The organism is Micromonospora sp. DT201 (genome assembly GCF_049841575.1).
Lineage (GTDB): Bacteria > Actinomycetota > Actinomycetes > Mycobacteriales > Micromonosporaceae > Micromonospora.
In genome coordinates this window covers 1-22,165 of record NZ_JBNCKP010000008.1, presented here as the reverse complement: position 1 = coordinate 22,165, position 22,165 = coordinate 1, and the positions used below count along the sequence as shown (strand labels likewise).

Here is a 22,165-nt window from a genome sequence, read left to right as displayed (position 1 = left end):
AGTTGCCGCCGAGGGCGTGACACACTGGACCAGCCATGACGAGCCTGCCGTTGATTCCCGCCCTCTCGGACGCCCCCGCCGCGCGCCGTGCGTCCATGCCGCCGAAGCACCTTGCCGACCTGGACCTGGCCGGCCGCCAGGCGCTGGTCACCGAGTTGGGGGAGCCGGCGTTCCGCGCCAAGCAGGTCTCCAACCACTATTTCGGGCGGCTCGTACGCGACCCGCAGGCCATGACCGACCTGCCCGCGGCAACCCGGGAACGGCTGGCCGATCAGCTGCTGCCCAACCTGCTCACCGCAGTGCGTGAGCTGGCGTGTGACGACGGCGCGACCCGCAAGGCGCTGTGGCGGCTGCACGACGGTGCGCTTGTGGAGAGCGTGCTGATGGGCTATCCGGACCGGGTGACCGTCTGCATCTCCAGCCAGGCGGGCTGTGGCATGGCCTGCCCGTTCTGCGCGACCGGCCAGGCCGGGCTGACCCGCAACCTGTCCACCGCCGAGATCGTCGACCAGGCGGTGTATCTGGCCGGCGTGGCGGCCTCCGGCGCGGTCGCCGGCTCCCCGCCGCGGTTGTCACACGTCGTGTTCATGGGCATGGGTGAGCCGCTGGCCAACTACTCCCGGGTCATCGCGGCCATCCGCCGCCTGGTCAGCCCAGCTCCGGAGGGGCTCGGCCTGTCGCAGCGGCACATCACCGTTTCCACGGTCGGCCTGGTTCCGGCCATCCGCCGACTGGCCAGCGAAGACCTCTCAGTGACCCTTGCGCTGTCGTTGCACGCCCCCGATGATGATCTGCGCGACGAACTCGTGCCGGTAAACCAGCGCTGGAAGGTTGCTGAGGTGCTGGACGCAGCGTGGGACTACGCCGCCCGGACGGGCCGTCGCGTGTCGATCGAGTACGCGATGATCAAGGACGTGAACGACCAGCCGTGGCGAGCCGACCTGCTCGGGCGGCTGCTGGCCGGCAAACTGGCCCACGTGAACCTCATCCCGCTCAATCCGACGCCGGGCAGCCGCTGGGACGCGAGCCCGAAGCCGGTTGAGCGGGAGTTCGTTCGGCGGTTGCGCGAGGCCGGGGTGTCCACCACCGTTCGGGACACCCGAGGTCGCGAGATCGACGGCGCGTGTGGTCAGCTCGCCGCCGCTGAGGACAACGACACCTTCACCGACCGCGCCGGAGAAGCACCGGCGTGACCGGGCGTGGCGAACGAGACCAGGAGACATAGTGGCGAGTCAGGGTCAGCGTTTCCGGCGCAAGGCGCTCCGCCGGGGATACAAGGTCGACGAGGTGGATGCCTTCCTCGACCGGGTCGAGGCGACGCTCGACGGCCGACAGGTCGGCGCGCCGGTGGCCTCGCAGGAGGTCCACGACGTCGTCTTCCGGGTTCGCTTCAACGGCTACGACGAGTGGCAGGTCGACCTTCACCTGGACCGGGTCGAGCGGCAGCTGGCCGAGCTTGAGGAGCGCACCAGCGCCGGGCGCGGCGGCGACCCTCGGATGGGTGACCGGATGGGCCCACCGGACCGCATGGGGCCACCGATGCGCGATGACCGGGGCATGGTTCCGCAGCCGATGCCGCCCCGGCCGATGCCTGCGCAGGCCGGCCCGCCCGCCGACCGCTACGGCCGCTACGACGAGCCGACCGGTGCCTTCGCCGGTGGATACGACGCCCCCCGCGGCGGTTACGACGCGCCGCGAGGCCCGGCCGGTCCCGGCCCGATGGGCCCCGGCGGCCCGATGGGTCCCGGCCCGATGGGCGGCCACGGTCTTCCGCCGCGCAGCCTGCCCGCCGGTCCCACTGGTTACGGCCCCGACGACCAGCGCATGCCCGGTGGGTTCGGCCCGGACGACCAGCGCATGCCCGGTGGGTTCGGCCCGGACGACCAGCGCATGCCCGGTGGGTTCGGCCCGGACGGCCAGCGTTCGCCCGGCGGGTTCGGCCCGGACGACCAGCGCATGCCCGGCGGGTTCGGCCCGGACGACCAGCGCATGCCCGGCGGGTTCGGCCCCGATGACCAGCGCTCGCCCGGTGGCTACCCGCCGGAGGAGCCGCGCTTCGACGGCTTCGAGGCCGGGCGGCACGGCCGCACCGACATGACCGCCGAGATCCGGATGCCGGAGCGGGACCTGCGCGACATGCGCCGGGGCCCTGCCGGTCCGCCCCCGATGCCGCAGCAGGGCCTCGGTGGCCCGCCGATGGCCGGTCCGCCCGCCCTCGCCGGCCCGCCGATGGGTGGTCCGCCGATGGGTGGCCCTCCGATGGCGGGGCCGCCCGGCAGTGACCTCTACCGGGTCGACCAGATCCGCCGTAGCTTCCAGGCGCGCCGGTTCGGCAGCGGGTACGACCCCGACCAGGTGGACCGGTTCTTCGACACCCTGCTCGGTGGCATGCAGCGCCGCAATCCGATGCCGGTCGACCCGAAGGACCTGGACACGCTCCGGTTCGGCCTGGTGCCCGGTGGCTACTTCGAGGCTGAGGTCGACGCCGCGCTCAAGGACGTGCAGGACATCCTGTTCGGGCGCTGACCTCGACGCGTATACGGACGAGGGCCCGTCCCCCGGGTGGGGGCGGGCCCTCGGCGTACGTCTGCCAGTCGTCCGGCGGGAGGTCGGGTCAGGAACGCAGACCGTTGCGCCGCAGCACGACGTCGCCGATCACGATGATCAGCAGCAGCGCGGCCAGGCTGACCAGCCAGATGTCCTCGACCCTGCCCTCGTGGTTGCCGCAGACCATCGCCACCAGCGCCAGCGCGGACAGCACCGCGCCGATCCGCCCGAGCTTCCGTTGCCCCGGCTTGTGCTGGTCTGGCGACGTTACCGGCTCGCTTCCTGCCACTGTCGGTCCTTCCCTCGCGATCGGATCTTTGGTTAGTCTGGCACGCCTCCTGCGCGGCGCGGTGCGGTGGGGGTTTCCCGACGATCTGCTGTCCCCACCTGGGCCGAACGACACTGCCGGCGTCGAGGGGTGGCGGTCAGACTCACTCCGGTAGCGTTTGGCGTACACCTGATTGTCTGTTTGAGGGGGACTGTGCGGTGCGAGTGACCGGAACCGGGCACGCCAGCATGCGGATCGACACTGCCGCAGGCAGCATCCTGTGCGACCCGTGGGTCAATCCGGCCTACTTCGCCTCGTGGTTCCCGTTCCCGGACAATTCCCTGCTCGACTGGGGGAGCCTGGGTCAGGTCGACTACCTGTACGTCTCCCACCTGCACCGGGACCACTTCGACGCGAAGCACCTGCGGGACTTCGTCTCCAAGGACGCGACCGTCCTGCTCCCCGAGTTCCCCACCTCGGAGATGGAGGACGAGTTCCGGGCGCTGGGCTTCACCAAGTTCCTGAAGGCGCCCAACGAGCAGGTGGTGGAGCTGCCCGGCGGCCTGAAGATCATGATTCAGGCGTTGACCAGCCCGACCGACGGGCCGATCGGTGACTCCTCGCTCTGGGTGGAGTACGACGGGGTGCGCCTGCTCAATCAGAACGACGCCCGCCCGACCGACCTGAGCGTTTTCGCCGAGCTGGGGCACGTGCACGCGCACCTGCTCCAGTTCTCCGGCGCGATCTGGTACCCGATGGTCTACGAGCTGCCGCAGGCGGCGAAGACCGCGTTCGGCAAGCAGAAGCGCGACCGGCAGTTCGACCGGACCTGGCGCTACATCGACGACCTGAAGGCCGACCACGTCTTCCCGATCGCCGGCCCGCCGTGCTTCCTCGACGACGCGCTGTGGCAGTTCAACGACATCCACGGCGACGAGGGCAACATCTTCCCCGACCAGTCCGTCTTCCTGTCGGAGTACGCCAAGGTCGGCGGCACCAACGGCATCGTGCTGCTGCCGGGCAGCGTCGCCGAGGTCACCACCGAAGGCGCGAGCACCACGCACCCGGTGCCGGTCGACGAGTTCTTTGCCAACAAGGTCGCTCACCTGGAGGAGATGCGGGAGCGCAAGCGTCCCGTCATCGAGGCGGAGAAGGCGTCCTGGCGGCACCCCGAGGTGGACGTGCTCGGCCAGATGAAGAGCCGGATCGAGCCACTGCTCGACGAGTCGATCTACCTGGCCAAGGGTGTGGGTGGCCCGGTCCGCTTCGATCTGGTGGGGTATGACGGCGAGAGTGTCGAGTCGATCGTGGTGGACTTCCCCGGCAAGGAGGTCCGGCCGTACGCCGACGAGAAGGTGCGCTACCGGTTCCGTACCGAGCGGGCGCTGATCGAGCACCTGCTCTTCATCGACGAGGTGGACTGGGTCAACTCGCTCTTCCTGTCCTGCCGGTTCTCGGCGGCCCGGATCGGCCAGTACAACGAGTTCGTCTACGCGTTCTTCAAGTGCCTCTCCGAGGAGCGGCTCCAGTACGCCGAGGGCTGGTACGACGAGCACGAGCGCAGCACCGACGCCGAGGACATCACCCTGGGCGACTGGGTGGTGCAGCGGCGCTGCCCGCACCTGAAGGCTGACCTGACCCGCTTCGGCATCGTCGAGGGTGACCAGCTCACCTGCCAGTTGCACGGTTGGCGCTTCGACCTGCCCAGCGGCCGTTGCCTGACGAGCGTCGGCCACAAGGTGCGCGCCCACCGCGTAGACGCAGAAACCCCCGCCCCAGCAGGCGAAGCCCTGAGCTAACCCCACCCTCACCCCCACCCCACCCCCACCCCCACCCCCGCGCGATCTTGCACTTTCTGTCGTGACAAAAAGGGCATAGGCCCCAAAGCTGCGACCGAAAGTGCAAGATCGCGGGAGTGGGAGTGGGGGTGGGGGTGGGGGTGGGGGTGGGAGTGGGAGTGGGAGTGGGAGTGGGGGTTAGCGCGCTAGGTCCGTCAGGATCTTGCGGGCGGCGTTGTGGCCTGCTGCGCCGATCACGCTGCCGGCCGGGTGGCAGCCGGCGCTGCCGGCGTACACGCCGTCGATTCCGGTGGCGTAGGGCATCCGGTCGGTGAACGAGACCGTGTTGTCGACGTGGTGGATGTGCCCGCCGGTGATGCCGAAGTGTTCCTCGATGCCGGGTGGGGGCAGCGGCACCGCGTCGGCGATCAGGTCGCCGGTGCCGGGGGCGTACCGCTCGACGATCTCGATGAGCCGGTCGACGTAGCCGGGCAGTGCCGCGTCCCAGGTGGTGCCCGCCAGTTCGTAGGGGACCGACTGGACGAAGAGCGCCGACGAGTGGTGCCCGGCGGCGTCGGAGAGCGACGGGTCGACTGTGGTGTGCAGGTACCACTCGATGGTCGGCTCCGCCGGCAGCCGCCCGGCCTGCACGTCCGCCCACATTGCGCGCAGCGCCGTCATCGGCGAGGTGGTGTCCCCGCCGACAAGCGATGCGGAGCCGGGCAGCAGGTGGATGGTCGAGCCGAACGGGCTGGGCGTGCCGGCCGGTAGGCAGGCGAACTGTGGCAGCCCGGTGAGCGCCAGGTTGAGTTTGAGGGTGGTGCCGGGCCGGCGGACCGCCGCCATCCGTTCGCCGAGTGGCGCCGGAAGCGCGCCGTCGGGCAACAGGTCGATCAGCCGGTACGGGTCGCACGCGCCGAGCACCACCCGGGCGGCGACCTGTCGGCCATCGGCCAGCATCACTCCGCTGGCCGCGCCGCCGTCCAGGGTCACCGCACTCACCGGCGTACCGGTGCGGATGGTTGCCCCGGCGGCTCGGGCGGCCTCCGCGAACGTGCGCGAGACCGTGCCCATCCCGCCCTCGGCGATCATCCAGGTGCCGCCTGAGCCGGGCAGCCGGCACATGTTGTGCACCAGAAAGTTATGGCCCGTGCCGGGGTCGTCCGGGCCGGCGTTGAGCCCGGACAGGCCGTCGGTGACCGCGTACATGCTGACCAGCAGCTCGGAGCGGAACTCGAACCGGGCCAGATAGTCGGCGACGGAGCCCCGGACGAGGTCGACGAAGACCTGCCGCAGCGCGGGGCGCACGTGCCGCTCGGCGGTCTCCTGGACGCTCAGCGGCTCCGCCAGCCAGGCCGGGGCGAGATCTTCGCGCAGCGCGGCCAACTCGGCCTGCATGGCGTCGTCGGCGGCCACGTCGGCGGGGGAGAAGAACTCGGCGAGCTGCGCCCGGGTGGCGGCGGTGTCGCGGCCGTTGAGCAGGTACGGCGAGCCGAGGCCGCCGGACGTGGGGAGGAAGTAGTGCGGGTCGCGGCGCAGCACCGGGATCTGCACGTCGAGTGTGGCGAGTAGCTCCGGTGGCATGAGCCCGAGCAGGTACGAGCCGGTGGAGTGACGCAGGCCCGGCACCTTCGGGAACGGGTTCTCGGTGCGGGTGGCGCCGCCGATCACGTCGGCGGCCTCCAGCACCAGGACGTCCAGGCCGGCGCGGGCCAGGAGGACTGCGGAGACCAGACCGTTGTGCCCGGCACCGACGATCACGACGTCGGCGCGGGTCGGAATCTCACTGCTCATGCCGCCGCAGCCTAGTCCGCCCCACCGCCAGGCCCTCGGTGATCAAGAGGTTCGCGTCACCCGGACGCCATCTGCTGACGCAAACCTCTTGATCAACTCGCCTGGGCCCGCCAGCGGGAGAGGGCGAGGGTGGCGGAGTAGCCGGCCAGGACGATCACGTGGAACACGTAGAGCCAGAGGAGCACGGCCACGCCTGCGCCGATCTCGTCGAAGCCACCGAACGGCACGCCAAGGTCCAGCGGAAGCGAGGCGAAGAGCACGAAGCCGTGCAGGAAGCCGGACAGGTTCGCCGCGGTGAACGACCCGATGGCGAGCGTGGAGAGCCAGTCCGGCGAGGCCCGCCCGACCACCCGGAACACCCACACCAGCACCGGCGTGAGCACCAGCCAGACCGCCAGGAACGACAGCACCACACCCAGGGTGCCGAGCCAGCCGCCCTGGCGCACGAGACGGGTGGTGAGCGGCAGCGCCAGCAGGATCGACAGCAGCAGCGCGGGGGCCGGCGCGAGCAGCGGCAGCAGCAGTAGTCGGCCTCGCCAGCCGACCAGATGTTCGTCGGAGCGGGGCGCGGCAACCGAGACGAACGCTCGGCGCAGCCCTTCGCCGTAGAGCGACGCGGGCAGCAGTGAGGCCAGCGCCAGCAGCGGGGTCAACTCCACCCCGGCGTTGACCAGCGCATCCACCGCCCGGGGCGCGCCGATCGCGGTGGGCAGAGCTTCCACGGCGTACGAGGTGAGTCGGCGTACCCGGTCGGCCCCGGCCAGCAGCGAGGTGAGCCAGATCGCCAGCAGCGCGACCGGCACGACCGCGATCGCGCCGTAGAAGGTGATCGCGGCGGCGTGCAGTGACAGGTCCCGGCCGCGTACCGGGCGGAACGCGGCGCTGGTGAGCCGCTTCGCCCGCTGCCATCCGTTGCCCACCGAGGTCTCTTTCCCCATCGTCGGAGCCGTCACTCCCTAAGATCGCCGGTCATGACTGTTCTCACCACCGAACGCCTGATCCTGCGCGACTGGACCGACGATCCGGCCGACCTGGCCCGGATCTACGACATCTACTCCCGCCCCGACATCACCCGCTGGCTGGCCGTGTCTCCGGGCCTGCCGATGACCGACCCGGCCCAGGCCGTCGAACGGCTGCGTTTCTGGCAGGACCGGCACGCCGCCGACGGCGGCCGGTACGGCACCTGGGCGATCGAGGTACGCGAGACCGGCCTGGTGGCGGGCACGGTGTTGCTCAAGCCGCTGCCAGGAACGCCGGAAACGCAGCTCACCGAGGACATCGAGACGGGCTGGCACCTGCACCCGGATTCGTGGGGTCACGGCTACGCCACCGAGGCGGCCCGTGCGCTCCTCGCGCGGGAGTTCGCCACCGGCACACCGGAGGTCTACGCGCTCGTGTCGCCGGGCAACGAGCCGTCGATGGCGGTCTGTCGGCGGCTCGGCATGGCCCACGTGGGCCTGCGCACCGACTGGTACGGCGGCGAGGAGTTGGAGACCTTCGTCCTGGCGGCGCCGGCACCCGCAGGTTGAACGTCCAGGCACTCGGCCGCTCCGCGCGAGACGCCCTGTGCCCCGAGGAGCCGTATACCTCAGGGTCATATTTATGACTCTGAGGTATATGGCTCAGAGCCGCGGCTGGACCTCGCCGCGCGCGCACATGACGACGGGCCCCGCCGGGCATCCCCGGCGCAAGGATGGCCATCAATAGTCAAGTCGGTCGAAGTGTTGACGCTCCCGTAGCACGTCAGTAACCTTTGGTCAAAGTCGCGCAAGATTTCGACAAAGACGTGCAGGTTTTCGTGCACGTGACCGGAAGATTCAGCTCACACCCCTGGTCCAGCCGCCTGCGGCAACCGTCCCCCAACGACAGGACTGTGATGAGACGAAGGAATCTGTTCAGGACGGTGGCGGCGACAGCCGCGGCCACGCTGTTCGCCACGGCAGGGGTCACCGCCCTCGCGAACCCGGCCGGCGCCGCCCGCCCCGACGGCGCGGCAGCCGCGCCGAGCAGCGGCTTCGCCCCGGCGGCCACCAACCTCGCACTGGGTCGTCCCACCCAGGAGAGTGGCCACGCCGACGTCTACGACTCGTCGAAGGTCGTCGACGGCAACGCGGGCAGCTACTGGGAGAGCGTCAACAACTCGTTCCCCGAGTGGGTGCAGGTCGATCTTGGCTCATCGCAGAACGTCAACCAGGTTGTGCTGAAGCTGCCGACCGCCGGTTGGGGGACCCGTACGCAGACGTTGAGCGTGCAGGGCAGCGCCAACGGTTCGTCGTTCACCGACCTCGTCGGGTCGCAGACCTACACCTTCAACCCGGCGAGCGGCAGCACCGTCACGATCAACTTCAGTCAGACCGCAACCCGCTACGTGCGGATCAACGTCACCGCCAACAGCAGCTGGCCGGCCGGCCAGTTCTCTGAGCTGGAGGTGTACGGCAGCGGCGGCACCACCCCCGACACCACCGCGCCGAGCGTCCCGGGGACGCTGTCGCACAGCACGTCGGGCAGCACGATCACGCTCAGCTGGGGCGCCTCCACCGACTCCGGTGGCAGCGGTCTCGCCGGCTACAACGTCTACCGCGGCGGCAGCCTGATCGCGACCCTGGGCACCGTCCTCACCTACCAGGACACCCAGCCGGCGACGGCAACCGTGTCGTACTACGTCCGCGCCCGCGACGGTGCGGGCAACCTGTCCGGCAACAGCAACACCGTCACCCGGACCGGCAGCAATCCGCCCGCCTGCACCAACGTCGCGCAGGGCAAGAGCATGACGGCGACCGGCTCCACCTTCAGCTTCACCCCCGACAAGGCGAACGACGGGCAGCTCACCACCTACTGGGAAGGCGCGGCGAGCTACCCGCAGAACCTGACCGTGGCGCTTGGTGCCAACCACTCCATCTCCGGCGTCACCGTCAAGCTCAACCCGGACCTGGCCTGGGGCACGCGTACCCAGACCATCCAGATCCTCGGCCGCGACCAGGCCTCGTCCACGTACACCAACCTGGTGTCAGCGGCGACCTACCAGTTCAACCAGGGCACCAACGTGGTGAGCATCCCGGTCAGCGCGACCACCGCGGACGTGCAGTTGCGGTTCACCGGCAACACCGGTGCCCCGTCCGGCCAGGTGGCCGAGCTTGAGGTCTGCGGGACGCCGGCACCCAACCCGGACCTGGTCATAGGCTCGGTAACCTGGTCGCCCACGTCGCCCAGCGAGGTCTCCCCGGTCACCCTCTCGGCCGTGGTGCAGAACATCGGGTCCGCCGCCGCCGGTGCGACCACTGTGAACTTCAGCCTGGCCGGCGCGGTCGTCGGCAGCGCCACGGTGGGCGCGCTCAGCGCGGGCGCCTCGACCACCGTGTCGTTCAACGCCGGTACGCGACCGATGGGCAGCTACGCCGTCTCAGCGGTGGTGGACCCGACGAACACGATCGTCGAGCAGAACAACGGCAACAACAGCTTCACCGCTGCCGCCCCGCTGGTGGTCGTGCAGGCTCCCGGGCCTGACCTTCAGGTCCTCGGCATCACCTCCAACCCGCCGAACCCGGCCGTCGGGGCGTCCGTCACCTTCACCGTGGCGGTCCGCAACCGTGGCACCACCGCGACCGGTGCCACCACGATCACCCGGCTGGTGGTGGGCAGCACCACGCTCAACACCAACACCGCCTCGATCGCGGCCGGCGCGACGGTCAACGTGGCCGTCACCGGCAGCTGGACCGCCACCAGCGGCGGAGCCACCATCACGGCGACCGCCGACGCCACCAACGCGGTCAGCGAGACCAACGAGACCAACAACGCGTTCAGCCAGTCGATCGTGGTCGGGCGTGGCGCGGCGGTCCCGTACGTCTCCTACGAGGCCGAGGCCGCCCGCTACCAGGGCACGCTGCTGGAGCCCGATGCGCTGCGCACCTTCGGCCACACCAACTTCGCCACCGAGTCCTCGGGCCGCAAATCGGTACGGCTCAACAGCACCGGCCAGTTCGTCGAGTTCACGTCAGCCAACCAGGCCAACTCGATCGTGGTGCGAAACTCCATCCCGGACGCGCCTGGTGGTGGCGGCATCGAGGCGACCATCAGCCTCTACGTCAACGACGTCTTCTCCCGGAAGCTGACCCTGTCGTCGCGGCACAGCTGGCTCTACGGCAACACCGACGGGCCGGAGGCGCTGACCAACACCCCACAGGCCGACGCTCGGCGGCTGTTCGACGAGTCGAGCGCGCTGCTGGCGCAGTCGTACCCGGCCGGCACCCGGTTCAAGTTGCAGCGCGACTCCGGCGACTCGGCCTCGTTCTACGTCATCGACATGATCGACCTGGAGCAGGTGGCACCGGCGGCGAGCCAACCGGCGGGCTGCACCTCGATCACCTCGTACGGTGCGGTCCCGAACGACGGCCTCGACGACACCGCTGCCATCCAACGTGCGGTGACCGACGACCAGAACGGCGTGATCAGCTGCGTCTGGATCCCCGCCGGGCAGTGGCGGCAGGAGCAGAAGATCCTGACCGACGACCCGCTGAACCGGGGTACGCACAACCAGGTCGGCATCAGCAACGTCACCATCCGGGGCGCCGGCATGTGGCATTCGCAGCTCTACACGCTGACCGAGCCGCAGAACGTGGTGGGCGGCATCAACCACCCGCACGAGGGCAACTTCGGCTTCGACATCGACAAGAACACCCAGATCTCCGACATCGCCATCTTCGGCTCGGGCCGGATCCGTGGTGGTGACGGCAACGCCGAGGGCGGCGTGGGTCTGAACGGTCGCTTCGGCGCCGGCACCCGGATCAGCAACGTCTGGATCGAGCACGCCAATGTGGGCGTCTGGGTGGGCCGCGACTACGACAACATCCCCGACCTCTGGGGGCCGGCCGACGGGCTGGAGTTCAGTGGCATGCGGATCCGCAACACGTACGCCGACGGCATCAACTTCAGCAACGGCACGCGCAACTCGCGGGTGTTCAACTCGTCCTTCCGCACCACCGGAGACGACGCGCTCGCCGTCTGGGCCAACCCGTACGTCAAGGACCGCAACGTCGACATCGCCCACGACAACCACTTCGTCAACAACACCATCCAGTTGCCCTGGCGGGCGAACGGCGTCGCCATCTACGGCGGCTACGACAACTCGATCGAGAACAACCTGATCTACGACACCATGAACTACCCGGGCATCATGCTGGCGACCGACCACGACCCGCTGCCCTTCTCCGGGACGACGTTGATCGCCAACAACGGGCTGTACCGGGCCGGTGGCGTCTTCTGGAACGAGGATCAGGAGTTCGGTGCCATCACGATCTTCCCCGCCACCAGGGACATCACCGGGGTCACGATCCGGGACACCGACATCTACGACTCGACGTACGACGGCATCCAGTTCAAGAACGGCGGCGGCAACATGCCGAACGTCGCGATCACCAATGTGCGGATCGACAAGTCCAACAACGGTGCCGGCATCCTCGCGATGAGCGGTGCCCGTGGTAACGCCAACCTGACGAATGTGACCATCACGAACTCGGCCGACGGCAACATCGTCATCCAGCCGGGCTCGCAGTTCGTCATCAACGGCGGCTGATCCTGGTGCTCGCCTGACCCGTGCTCCCTCGGTGCCCCGGCACCGGGGGAGCACGCCCCATTTGCCGGGTCACGGCCGCGTGATCGACACCGTTTCGCCGATGTGGGGGTGTCCGACTGCCGGGGACACCCCCATGTCGGCGACGTGGAGTCGATCAGCGTCGGGCACGGTCCCGCAGGGTCCGTCGTGGTCGTCGCTTCGCTGGCAGCGGCCCGCGCCGTCGATCCTGGCGTCACAAAACACTCGGGTACGCAGGAACTGCGCATCTTCCTCGCTGAGCGTGGTCTCGCCGAAGTCGATGACGGTGAGGTGACCGAGCGAGTCGCACAGGGCCACGGCCAGGGTCGTGACCTCTTCGAGGCTGGTCAGCGTGGTCGGCAGATGGATGATCCACCGTGCTGCGGTCAGCACGACCGCCGACTGTGCGGTGCCGTCGGGCCACGATGGCGGCAGGCGGTCCCCGGTCGCGCAGCTCATCGCAGTGCCACCGTCCCTCCAGCAATGAGCGTCTGGACCTCCCCGTCGGTCAGGCCGCGCAGCTTGAGAACGCGACGACCCCAGCGGTGCAGCCGGCAGGGGTGCGGAGCCTCGTCTTTGCGGCAACGCTCGCCGTCGGGTCGTTGCTCGGCAGCGTGCACGACGACGGCCCTCAGCGCGAACACGACGTCCTCTTTGGTCACGTACGGCGGCAGCGGCAGGTCATCGCTGATTTCGCCAACCGAGTCCATGGTCCTCCTTCGGTCGATGCTCGCTTTTGGTCGGTCATCAACGAGAGTCATTGTGAGGCTGGTCTAGCGCAATCTTTCGCGGCAGAATGCGGACCAAGGGACGAGGTGTCTTACGCGACGACAGCCAGGGAGATGACGTGGACGACTCCGGCAGTACAGTCCCACGGAGGCAACTCGGCAGATATCTGAGAGAGCTTCGCGAAAACGCGTATGTGACGGTTACCGCGGCGGCCAAGGAATTGGAATGGTCGGCACCTCGGATCTGGCGATACGAAACCGGCCAGGTCCCCATGCACCCGAACGACGTGGCGGCCATGTGCCGGGTCTACGGCGCGTCCCCGGAGACGATCGAGACGATGCGGGCGCTGGCCCGGGAGACCAAGGCGCACGGCTGGTGGCACAGCTACGGCGAAGCGATCAAGGACTGGTTCAAGCTGTACGTCGGCCTGGAAGCCGCCGCCACCCGCATCCGCCACTACGAGGCGAACCTCGTCCCCGGCCTGTTGCAGACGGTCGAGTACATGACCGAGGTGATCACCACCGACCACCCGCAGATGGGTGAGCAGCAACGTCAGGCGAAGGTCGAGGTGCGGCTTCGCCGCCAACGCCTGCTGGCTCGGGCGATACCTCGCGCTCCGCGCCTCGACGTCATCCTGAGCGAGGCGGTGCTGCGCCGCCCGCTGCGCGATGGTGCGGCGATGGCCCGGCAACTGGAGTCGCTGGTGGTGTCGTCGCGGCAGCACAACATCGGCCTCCGGGTGTTGCCACTCGATGCGGGGCTGGTGCGCTGGGCGCAGGCCGGCACGTTCACGATGCTCGACTTCCCGTCCGAGGTGCGCGAGCCGGAGCCGACGACGATCTACATGGACGGTCCGTGCGGCGCGGTCTACCTTGACAAGACCCACGAGATCGAGATCTACGAAGACGCGTGGCGCTCTCTCGGCGAGCGGACGCTGAGCGCCGACGAGTCCCGTGAGCTGATGGCGGCGATAGCGAAGGAGATGACCGATGGTGCGTGACGGAGTTTGGCGCAAGTCGTCCCGGTCCGGCGGCGAGGGCAACTGCGTCGAGGTGGCGGGGTTCGTCGACGCGGTCGGGGTACGCGACAGCAAGGACCGGCAGGGCCCGGAGCTGATCTTCACCCCCTCGGTCTGGGCCGCCTTCGTTGGGGCTACCCGGGCGGGACAGTTGAACAACCAGCCCTGACGCAGCCGAGCCGGGCTCCGGTGCCGGCTTTCTTCCAGCACCAGCCTGCGGTCTGACAGAGCTCTCCCGAGCAGCCGTGGCCTGGGGAACGCCGGACCTCTGGTCCGTCGGTCTGGAGATGGGCCCTGGCAGTGTCACGCCGTGCCCCCGAAGTCCTTCGACGTGTTAAGCCGCCGCAGCGATGCGTGGACGGCGAGCGCCGCGCTCGACCTTCTGCCCGAGAACAGCGGTCCAAGGGTGGAGGTGCTGCGCGGGTGCATCGTCGTTACGCCGGTTTCCGGCCTTGACCGTCGGACGGCTCAGAGGGAACTCGGCTACCCGCTGAAGCAGGCGGCGCGCAAGGCGAGACTGTGGCTCTATCAGGAGGTGAATGTCGTCTCAGGCGACGACCTGTTCATTCCGGATATCGCCGTGCTGCGTGTTCCCGGCGGCGGGCGAGCAGCGATGAACGTCGGCCAGGTCGTTCTGTTGGGGGAGATCGTGGCGTCGGGCAGCCGGAGTGTGGGCGTGATTGACAGGCCCCAGGAGTACGCCGATGCCGGGGTGCCGTTCTTCCTCCGTGTGGACATGCGTAACCGTGTGCCGACCATTGCCCTGTTCGAGTTGGTCAGTGGGGAGTACCGGCCGCTGGTCGCGGCGGTGGCCGGAACCGTCTTCGCTATGCGGGAGCCGTTCGAGTTTGCCATCGACCCGGCTGAACTGCTCGACGAGGAGGGTCCGTCCTCGGACATGACCAGCGCCAACTCGGCCGCAGGTGGCAAGGCTTGATCGACCCCGTTTCGGCGATGTGGCGGTGTACGAGTGCCGGGGATACCCCCATGTCGGCGACCTGGAGTTGATCAATCGCCCGGGGCGCGCGGCGGAAGAGCCGCAGGTGGGCGGGAGGGCTGAGGCTCCCAGCGGGCGTACAGCGGGGGTGGGGAAGAATAGGCGGGTGACTTCCCCCCGCGACCTCGTCCTGCTCGGGTCCACCGGTTCGATCGGCACGCAGGCCATCGACATCGTCCGGCGCAACCCGGACCGGTTCCGGGTGGTCGCCGTGGGCGCGGGCGGCGGCAACGTCGAGCTGCTCGCCGCGCAGGCCCTCGAGTTGGGCGTCGAGGCGGTCGGGGTCGCGAAGGCGTCCGCCGCGCAGGACCTCCAGCTCGCGTTCTACGCCGAGGCGAGCCGGCGCGGGTGGGCCACCGGAGACTTCAAGCTTCCCAAGATCGTGGCCGGTCCGGACGCGATGACCGAGCTGGCCCAGTGGCCGTGCGAGATCGTGCTCAACGGGGTGGTCGGCTCGCTGGGCCTCGCTCCTACGCTGGCCGCGCTGCGTGGTGGTCGTACTCTCGCGTTGGCCAACAAGGAGTCGCTCGTGGCCGGCGGCCCGTTGGTCAAGGCCGCGGTGACGCGGCCGGGGCAGATCGTCCCGGTCGACTCGGAGCACTCGGCGCTGGCCCAGTGCCTGCGCAGCGGAACGCGCGGCGAGGTGCGCCGGCTGATCGTCACGGCCAGCGGCGGCCCGTTCCGGGGTCGGCGGCGCGACGAGTTGACGCAGGTCACGCCCCAGCAGGCGCTGGCGCACCCCACCTGGAACATGGGCCCGGTCGTCACGATCAACTCGGCGACCATGGTCAACAAGGCGCTTGAGGTGATCGAGGCGCACGAACTGTTCGACGTGCCGTACGCCGACATCGCGGTCATGGTGCACCCACAGTCGGTGATCCACTCGATGGTCGAGTTCGTCGACGGGTCGACGATCGCCCAGGCCAGCCCGCCGGATATGCGGCTGCCCATCGCACTGGGCATCGGCTGGCCGGACCGGGTGCCCGGGGCGGCCACCGCCGTCGACTGGACGGCCTCGCACACCTGGGAGTTCGCCCCGCTCGACGACGAGGCGTTCCCGGCGGTCGCGCTGGCCAAGGCCGCAGGGGAGGCCGGGCGCTGCCGACCGGCGATCTACAACGCGGCGAACGAGGAGTGCGTGGCGGCGTTCGTGGCGGGCCGACTGCCGTTCCTCGGCATTGTCGACACACTCGAACGCGTGTTGGAGGAGGCTCCGGACTTCGGCGAACCAGGTACCGTCGAGGACGTGCTCGCGGCCGAGTCGTGGGCACGCGCGCACGCGCAGGAGATCATCGCGGGTCCGGTGGAAGGAAATTGATGGCAAACCTGCTCGGGGTGGCGATCTTCGCCTTGGCCATCCTCATCTCGGTGAGCCTGCACGAGGCGGGGCACATGCTCACCGCCAAGGCATTCGGGATGAAGGTCACGAAATACTTCGTCGGCTTCGGCCCCACCGTCTGGTCGTTCAAGCGGGGTGAGACGGAGTACGGCCTCAAGGGGATTCCGCTCGGCGGCTTCTGCAAGATCGTCGGGATGACCGCGCAGGACGACGACGTCGACCCGGCCGACGAGCCGCGGGCGATGTGGCGCTTCCCGGTGTGGAAGCGCACGATCGTCATGTCCGCAGGCTCGATCACCCACTTCTTGCTGGCACTGGTCGCCATCTGGCTGGCGGCTGTCTCCCTCGGCCTGCCCAACCCGAAGTTCCCCACGAACGACGCGGAGGTCCGGCAGGAGCCGGCGGTCATCTCGATCTCCGACTGCGTGGTGCCGGACACCACCGCGCGCGCCTGCGCGCCGGGTGACGCGGCCAGCCCGGCGGCCCAGGCCCAGTTGCGGGACGGCGACCGGATCACCTCCCTCAACGGCAAGCCGATCAACAACTACGGCGAGATGCTCGCCAGCCTGCGAACCCTGAAGCCGGGCGAAACCGCGCAGATCGGGTACGTCCGCGATGGGCAGCCCGGCCAGACCAGCACGGTGCTGGCGCAGACCCAGCGTCCTCCGATCGACGACCCGAAGGGCACCGTCGGCCCGGTCGCCGCGCTCGGCGTCGCGCTCACCGTCACCACCCCGACCCGCGTGACGTACGGGCCGGTCGCCGCGTTCGGCGCCACCGGCGAATTCACCCGCGAGTTGGCCGCCGGCACCGTCCAGGCGTTGCAGCGACTGCCGCAGAAGGTCCCCGCCCTGTGGACCGCCATCACCGGCGGCGAACGTGACGTGGACACCCCGATCAGCGTCGTCGGCGCCAGCCGCCTCGGCGGTGAGGCGTTCGCCAACAAGGCATGGCTGCTGTTCGTGACGCTGTTCATCTCGCTGAACTTCTTCATCGGCGTGTTCAACCTGCTGCCACTGCTCCCGCTGGACGGCGGCCACATCGCCGTCGCCTGGTTCGAACGGGCACGCTCCTGGCTGTACGCGCGGATCGGCCGCGCCGACCCCGGCCGGGTCGACTACCTCAAACTGATGCCCTTCACGTACGTGGTGATCCTGATCGGTGGCGTGTTCACGCTGCTGACAATCACCGCGGACGTCGTCAACCCGATCACGCTCTTCCCAAGGTGAGTGCTGAAGTGACAGCTGTCCGTCTCGGTATCCCCGCCATGCCGCCCCCGCCGCTCGCTCCCCGCCGGGCCAGCCGCCAGATCATGGTCGGCTCGGTGCCGGTGGGTGGTGGTGCGCCGGTGTCCGTGCAGTCGATGACCACGACCCTTACCTCCGACATCAACGCCACGCTCCAGCAGATCGCCGAGCTGACCGCGTCCGGCTGCCAGATCGTCCGGGTGGCCGTGCCGTCGCAGGACGACGTCGAGGCGCTGCCCGCCATCGCCAAGAAGTCGCAGATCCCCGTGATCGCCGACATCCACTTCCAGCCGAAGTACGTCTTCGCCGCCATCGACGCCGGCTGCGCGGCCGTCCGGGTCAACCCGGGCAACATCCGCCAGTTCGACGACAAGGTGAAGGAGATCGCGGCAGCGGCCTCCGCCGCCGGTACGCCGATCCGGATCGGCGTCAACGCCGGGTCGCTCGACAAGCGGCTGCTGGCCAAGTACGGCAAGGCCACCGCCGAAGCGCTCGTCGAGTCGGCGCTGTGGGAGTGCTCGCTGTTCGAGGAGCACGGCTTCCGCGACATCAAGATCTCGGTCAAGCACAACGACCCGGTCGTGATGATCCGGGCGTACCGGCAGCTCGCCGAGCAGTGCGACTATCCGCTGCACCTCGGTGTCACCGAGGCCGGCCCGGCCTTCCAGGGCACCATCAAGTCGGCGGTCGCCTTCGGTGCTCTGCTCGCCGAGGGGATCGGCGACACCATCCGGGTGTCGCTGTCCGCCCCGCCGGTCGAGGAGATCAAGGTCGGCAACCAGATCCTGGAGTCGCTGGGCCTGCGCGAGCGGGGCCTGGAGATCGTCTCCTGCCCGTCCTGTGGACGAGCCCAGGTGGACGTCTACAAGCTTGCCGAAGAGGTCACCGCCGGTCTGGAAGGACTGCCGGTGCCGCTGCGGGTCGCCGTGATGGGCTGCGTCGTCAACGGTCCGGGCGAAGCTCGCGAGGCCGACCTCGGCGTCGCCTCCGGCAACGGCAAGGGCCAGATCTTCGTCAAGGGGCAGGTCGTCAAGACGGTGCCCGAGGCGCAGATCGTGGAGACGCTGATCGAGGAGGCGTTGCGAATCGCCGACGAGATGGGCGCCGAGCTTCCCGAGGAGCTGCGCGGGCTGGTCACCGGCCCGACCGTCACCGTGCACTGAGTTTCCCGGATGGAAGAAGCGGCCGTTCCCTGCGGGGAACGGCCGCTTTCGTTGTGTCCTGTCCTGCCGAGGCGCGGCGGGTAGGTGCTGTGGCGTACGGCGCTGCTGTGGTGCGGCGCGGTGTGCGGTGTGCCGTGTGCCGTGGTGCGGCCTTGCGTCACTCTGATTCGGCGAGGATCGCGTACAGCTTGCGACGGGTCTCGTCGAGCACCTGGGCGGCCCGCTCGCGCTGGTCGTCGGTGCCGTTCATCATCACCTGGCGCAGTGCGTTCATCGCCTGCGCGCCGGAGTCGCGGATGTCGTGCCAGCTGCTCACCGTGCCCTGGGCGACGTCCGCCCACGGCGGGGTCTGCGCGGCCTCGGTGGCCTCCGCCTGACCGGCCTCGGTGACCGTGAACCGCTTGCGCCCGCCGCCGGACTCCTCGGTGCTGGCGACGATCACGCCCTCGTCCTCCAGTAGCTGGAGGGTGGGGTAGATCGAGCCCGGGCTGGGCCGCCACGCACCGCCGGTGCGGGAGTCGATCTCCTGGATCATCTCGTAGCCGTGCATCGGCCGCTCGGTGAGCAGAGCCAGCACGGCACCCCGGACGTTGGGGCGTCGGCCCCGGCCCCGTCCACGGCCCCGGCCGCCCCAGGGGCCGCCGTGCTCGTGGCCATGGCCGCCGTGCGGGCCGGGCGGGATCGGCGGGAAGCCGAACCCCCGCATCCGTGCCTCGTGCATCGGGTGGTGTTGTCGATGGAATCTCATGGGGTTCTCCCTCTCTTCGTACTGTCGCTGATGCATCAACGATATATCGGCAATGCATCGCCGACAACCCTCTTTTTGAAAACCGTACGTACGTCTTGCTAAGGTGCCGACCATGCACCTGCTTCCCCCACCGGGTCCGGCCCGGGTCCTCACCATCGGCACCCTGGTCAAGACCGTCGGCCGGGGCCTCTGGCTCGTCGCGAGCGCGCTCTTCCTCACCCGCTCGGTCGGCCTGTCGGCAACCCAGGTGGGCATCGGGCTGACCATCTCGGCGCTGGTCGGTGTGCTGGCCAGCACCCCAAGCGGCTACCTGGCCGACCGCGTCGGCCCACGCGGCGTCCAGGTCGGCGCGTTGTTCGCCGCTGGCGTGTTGACCATCGGTCTGATCGCCGTCCGGTCATTCCCCACGTTCGTCCTGGTGGGGGCTGCCACCGCACTTGCCGACGCGGTCGAGCGCGGCGCCCGGGGTGCCCTGATCGCCGGAGCGATCCCGGCCGACCAGCGGGTACGCACCCGCGCCTACCTGCGGGCCACCACAAACGTCGGGATCTCCCTCGGTGCCGTCCTCGGCGGCTTCGCCATCGCCGCCGACACCCGAACCGGGTACGTCACGCTGATCCTGACCGCAGCGGGGGCGTCACTGGCCGCAGCCGCGGTCCTCGTCCGACTGCCCACCATCGCGCCAGTCGCCGCCCCGACACACGGCCCTCGGCTGATCGCCCTCCGGGACCGCCCATTCCTCGCCTTCACCCTGGTCGACGGGCTGATGTCCATGCACTTCAGCCTGCTCACCATCGCCCTGCCGCTGTGGATCGCCGACCACACCCAGGCACCCGCCTGGATGATCTCCGCGTTGACGCTTGTCAACACCGTGGTGGTGGTGCTCCTGCAGGTCCGCGCCTCGCGTACCGCCGCCACCCTGCCCGGAGCCGCCCACGCCGCCCGTCGAGCGGGCGTGGCCATCGCCCTGGCCTGCGTACTCTTCGCAGCCAGCGGCGCGCTGCCCACCGCCGGCGCGGTGGGCCTGCTCGGCGTCGGGGCGCTCGCCCACGTGACCGGGGAGCTGTGGCACTCCGCCGCCGGCTGGGCGATCTCCTTCGGGCTGGCGCCAGCGGACGCCCAGGGGCAGTACCAGGGGGCGTACGGCATGGGCTACGAACTGGGCAAGATGCTCGCACCCGTGGTGGTGACCACCCTCGCGCTCGGCTGGGGCGTACCGGGCTGGCTCGTGCTCGGTGCCCTGTTCCTCCTGCTCGGAGCACTGGTGCCCCCGGTCGTCCGCTGGGCCCTGCGGACCCGGCCGGTCAGCGAGCCCGCAGAGCTGACGACCGTCTGACCGCGGCATCGTCACTCGACCGGCGGAGCGGGGGGTCGATCTGGCAGGCTGGTAGTCGTGCTGACGGTGCCGGTACGGCAACTCGGGGAATCGGAGCGCCGCGCGGTCGAGCGACTGCTCGACCACGACCCGTTCGCGGGCGCGCAGGTCGCCGAGCGGATCGCCGCGCGCGGACTCTCCTGGTGGCGGGCCGAGGGCAGAATCCTGGGGTACGGCGCCCGGCGCAACCTCGAATCGCTCTGCTGGCTCGGCGGCAACCTGACCCCGGTGCTGGCGACCGACGCCGCAGTGGCTGCCTTCGCCGACCTGCTCGCGGGCGAGGAGCGTCTCTGCTCCTCCATCGTCGGCCGGGCTGATGCCGTCCTCGGGCTGTGGGACCGGCTCTCCGACACCTGGGGGCCAGCCCGAGACGTCCGCCCCAACCAGCCGCTGCTGGCCGCCGACACCCTGCCACCCGTACCCGCCGACCCGGAAGTACGCCAAGTCCGCTCCGGCGAAGTCGATCGGCTCTTCCCCGCGGCGGTGGCCATGTACACCGAAGAGGTTGGCGTCTCCCCACTGGCCGAGGACGGCGGGCGCAGTTACCGCCGACGGGTCAACGACCTCGTCCGGTCCGGCCGCGCGTACGCCCGCTTCGTCGACGGCAAAGTCGTGTTCAAAGCCGAGTTGGCCGTCGTCACCAAGCGGACGGCGCAGGTCCAGGGCGTCTGGGTGGCACCTGAGTGGCGGGGCCGGGGGATCGCCACAGCCGCCATGGCAGCCGTGGTCCGCGACGCACTGCTGCGGGTCGCCCCCACGGTCAGCCTGTACGTCAACGACTTCAACCTCCCGGCCCGCCGAGTCTACGAGCGCTGCGGGTTCCGGCCGATCGGCACTCTCGCCACGGTCCTCTTCTGACCGTTGGCCGGCTTGGGCTGCCTGCTGGTTACGGAAACTGTCCAAGACTGCCGAAGCTCGTGGCCCCAGAGTCGTGCCCGTGTGGCTGCAAAGCCGCGCGCCGCACGTCTGCCCTCGTCGATCAGGCAGTTGTGGGGGGGGACAAAGCCGCCCCCAGGCATCCTCGACCAGGCACTACAACTCCATGATCGGTGTGGGTCTGGGCGTGGGTCTGGGCGTGGGCGTGGGCGTGGGCGTGGGCGGTGGCGCGAGTGCCTGGGGGCGTGGGCGGTGGCGCGAGTGCGCCGCTGGCGCGGGGCATGGGCGGTGGCGCCCGTGCGGGGCGGGGGCGAGGCGCGAGCACGGGGGGCGGGGTCTCGGGGGGCGTGAGTCGGAGTCCGGGCGTGGGTGTAGGCGCAGTTGGGGTGTGGGTATGCCGGTGGCCGGCACCCCGGGTTGGGGGTGCCGGCCAGCGGTTGTCTTGCCGTTCGGGTGGTTTGGTGGTCAGCTGTTCCAGTACTGGCCAACCAGGTCAGCGGCCTGCTGTTCCCACTGGGCGTAGGCGTCGGGGTAAGCCGAGACCTGCACGGTCTGCGCGGCCTGGGTCAGGGGCATGTCCTGCCACCCGTCGACCTGCTTCAGACCCTTCAGGAACGCGGTCGTCGAGTACTCAGGGTTGGTGATCTGCTCCGGCGTACCCCAACCGCTGGAGGGGCGCTGCTGGAACAGGCCCAGCGA

At 69.7% G+C, this 22,165-nt stretch carries 19 protein-coding genes and 1 pseudogene; 13 read left to right on the top strand and 7 right to left on the bottom strand.

The window, feature by feature from the left end:
* Positions 1–35 precede the first annotated feature (35 nt).
* Both rlmN and ACLQ28_RS15680 read left to right on the top strand, forming a co-directional pair.
* Positions 36–1,193, top strand: a complete 1,158-nt coding sequence (gene rlmN / locus ACLQ28_RS15685) for a 23S rRNA (adenine(2503)-C(2))-methyltransferase RlmN (RefSeq protein ID WP_425687003.1) — start codon at positions 36–38, stop codon at positions 1,191–1,193.
* 31 nt (positions 1,194–1,224) lie between these two features.
* The gene (locus ACLQ28_RS15680; RefSeq protein ID WP_425687002.1) at positions 1,225–2,526 is read left to right on the top strand and encodes a DivIVA domain-containing protein; all 1,302 of its coding nucleotides are present in this window, start codon (positions 1,225–1,227) and stop codon (positions 2,524–2,526) included.
* Positions 2,527–2,614: 88 nt separating this feature from the next.
* Here ACLQ28_RS15680 and ACLQ28_RS15675 read toward each other — a convergent pair whose 3' ends face one another.
* On the bottom strand, positions 2,615–2,836 hold the full coding sequence (locus tag ACLQ28_RS15675; RefSeq protein WP_425687001.1) for a DUF2631 domain-containing protein: 222 nt from the start codon (positions 2,834–2,836) through the stop codon (positions 2,615–2,617).
* 197 nt (positions 2,837–3,033) lie between these two features.
* On the opposite strand from ACLQ28_RS15675, the gene ACLQ28_RS15670 reads away from it, so the two are divergent.
* Entirely contained in the window at positions 3,034–4,614 is a 1,581-nt protein-coding gene (locus ACLQ28_RS15670) for a Rieske 2Fe-2S domain-containing protein (protein ID WP_425687000.1), read from the top strand.
* Positions 4,615–4,791: 177 nt separating this feature from the next.
* Here the strand turns inward: ACLQ28_RS15670 and ACLQ28_RS15665 are convergent, their stop codons facing one another.
* Both ACLQ28_RS15665 and ACLQ28_RS15660 read right to left on the bottom strand, forming a co-directional pair.
* Positions 4,792–6,387: a phytoene desaturase family protein gene (locus tag ACLQ28_RS15665; protein ID WP_425686999.1), complete on the bottom strand. Its 1,596-nt coding sequence runs from the start codon at positions 6,385–6,387 to the stop codon at positions 4,792–4,794.
* A 92-nt stretch (positions 6,388–6,479) separates the two neighbouring features.
* On the bottom strand, positions 6,480–7,307 hold the full coding sequence (locus tag ACLQ28_RS15660) for a YhjD/YihY/BrkB family envelope integrity protein (protein ID WP_425687198.1): 828 nt from the start codon (positions 7,305–7,307) through the stop codon (positions 6,480–6,482).
* Between the two features lie 51 nt (positions 7,308–7,358).
* Between ACLQ28_RS15660 and ACLQ28_RS15655 the strand changes: the two genes are divergently transcribed.
* Both ACLQ28_RS15655 and ACLQ28_RS15650 read left to right on the top strand, forming a co-directional pair.
* Positions 7,359–7,916 (top strand): GNAT family N-acetyltransferase, encoded by a 558-nt coding sequence (locus ACLQ28_RS15655; RefSeq protein ID WP_425686998.1) that lies wholly within the window; start codon positions 7,359–7,361, stop codon positions 7,914–7,916.
* 347 nt (positions 7,917–8,263) lie between these two features.
* Positions 8,264–11,956 carry a CARDB domain-containing protein gene (locus tag ACLQ28_RS15650; protein WP_425686997.1) on the top strand — a complete coding sequence of 1,231 codons (3,693 nt, stop codon included), beginning with the start codon at positions 8,264–8,266 and terminating at the stop codon, positions 11,954–11,956.
* Positions 11,957–12,025: 69 nt separating this feature from the next.
* On the opposite strand, the gene ACLQ28_RS15645 is transcribed toward ACLQ28_RS15650, so the two are convergent.
* Positions 12,026–12,433 carry a hypothetical protein gene (locus ACLQ28_RS15645; protein WP_425686996.1) on the bottom strand — a complete coding sequence of 136 codons (408 nt, stop codon included), beginning with the start codon at positions 12,431–12,433 and terminating at the stop codon, positions 12,026–12,028.
* The gene (locus ACLQ28_RS15640; RefSeq protein ID WP_425686995.1) at positions 12,430–12,684 is read right to left on the bottom strand and encodes a hypothetical protein; all 255 of its coding nucleotides are present in this window, start codon (positions 12,682–12,684) and stop codon (positions 12,430–12,432) included. Before ACLQ28_RS15640 ends, ACLQ28_RS15645 begins: the two co-directional genes overlap by 4 nt.
* A 137-nt stretch (positions 12,685–12,821) precedes the next feature.
* Between ACLQ28_RS15640 and ACLQ28_RS15635 the strand changes: the two genes are divergently transcribed.
* The 6 genes from ACLQ28_RS15635 (at position 12,822) to ispG (ending at position 18,467) form a co-directional block, all read left to right on the top strand.
* Positions 12,822–13,703 (top strand): helix-turn-helix domain-containing protein, encoded by an 882-nt coding sequence (locus ACLQ28_RS15635; RefSeq protein WP_425686994.1) that lies wholly within the window; start codon positions 12,822–12,824, stop codon positions 13,701–13,703.
* Complete coding sequence (locus ACLQ28_RS15630) at positions 13,693–13,890, top strand: DUF397 domain-containing protein (protein ID WP_425686993.1); 198 nt, start codon at positions 13,693–13,695, stop codon at positions 13,888–13,890. The genes ACLQ28_RS15635 and ACLQ28_RS15630 overlap by 11 nt, the downstream gene beginning before the upstream one ends.
* Positions 13,891–14,031: 141 nt before the next feature.
* Positions 14,032–14,658 (top strand): Uma2 family endonuclease, encoded by a 627-nt coding sequence (locus tag ACLQ28_RS15625; protein ID WP_425686992.1) that lies wholly within the window; start codon positions 14,032–14,034, stop codon positions 14,656–14,658.
* A gap of 166 nt (positions 14,659–14,824) precedes the next feature.
* Entirely contained in the window at positions 14,825–16,036 is a 1,212-nt protein-coding gene (dxr, locus tag ACLQ28_RS15620) for a 1-deoxy-D-xylulose-5-phosphate reductoisomerase (RefSeq protein ID WP_425686991.1), read from the top strand.
* Positions 16,036–17,286 (top strand): M50 family metallopeptidase, encoded by a 1,251-nt coding sequence (locus tag ACLQ28_RS15615; RefSeq protein WP_425686990.1) that lies wholly within the window; start codon positions 16,036–16,038, stop codon positions 17,284–17,286. Before dxr ends, ACLQ28_RS15615 begins: the two co-directional genes overlap by 1 nt.
* Before the next feature lie 8 nt (positions 17,287–17,294).
* Entirely contained in the window at positions 17,295–18,467 is a 1,173-nt protein-coding gene (ispG, locus tag ACLQ28_RS15610) for a flavodoxin-dependent (E)-4-hydroxy-3-methylbut-2-enyl-diphosphate synthase (protein WP_110562372.1), read from the top strand.
* 157 nt (positions 18,468–18,624) lie between these two features.
* Here the strand turns inward: ispG and ACLQ28_RS15605 are convergent, their stop codons facing one another.
* Complete coding sequence (locus ACLQ28_RS15605; RefSeq protein WP_425686989.1) at positions 18,625–19,215, bottom strand: PadR family transcriptional regulator; 591 nt, start codon at positions 19,213–19,215, stop codon at positions 18,625–18,627.
* 112 nt (positions 19,216–19,327) lie between these two features.
* Between ACLQ28_RS15605 and ACLQ28_RS15600 the strand changes: the two genes are divergently transcribed.
* Together ACLQ28_RS15600 and ACLQ28_RS15595 are read left to right on the top strand one after the other, a co-directional pair.
* A complete protein-coding gene (locus tag ACLQ28_RS15600; protein WP_425686988.1) occupies positions 19,328–20,551 on the top strand; it encodes an MFS transporter in 1,224 nt (407 codons plus the stop codon).
* Positions 20,552–20,608: 57 nt separating this feature from the next.
* Positions 20,609–21,448 carry a GNAT family N-acetyltransferase gene (locus tag ACLQ28_RS15595; protein WP_425686987.1) on the top strand — a complete coding sequence of 280 codons (840 nt, stop codon included), beginning with the start codon at positions 20,609–20,611 and terminating at the stop codon, positions 21,446–21,448.
* A 483-nt stretch (positions 21,449–21,931) separates the two neighbouring features.
* Here the strand turns inward: ACLQ28_RS15595 and ACLQ28_RS15590 are convergent.
* Positions 21,932–22,165 (bottom strand): annotated as a pseudogene (locus ACLQ28_RS15590) (hypothetical protein); the annotation flags it as partial.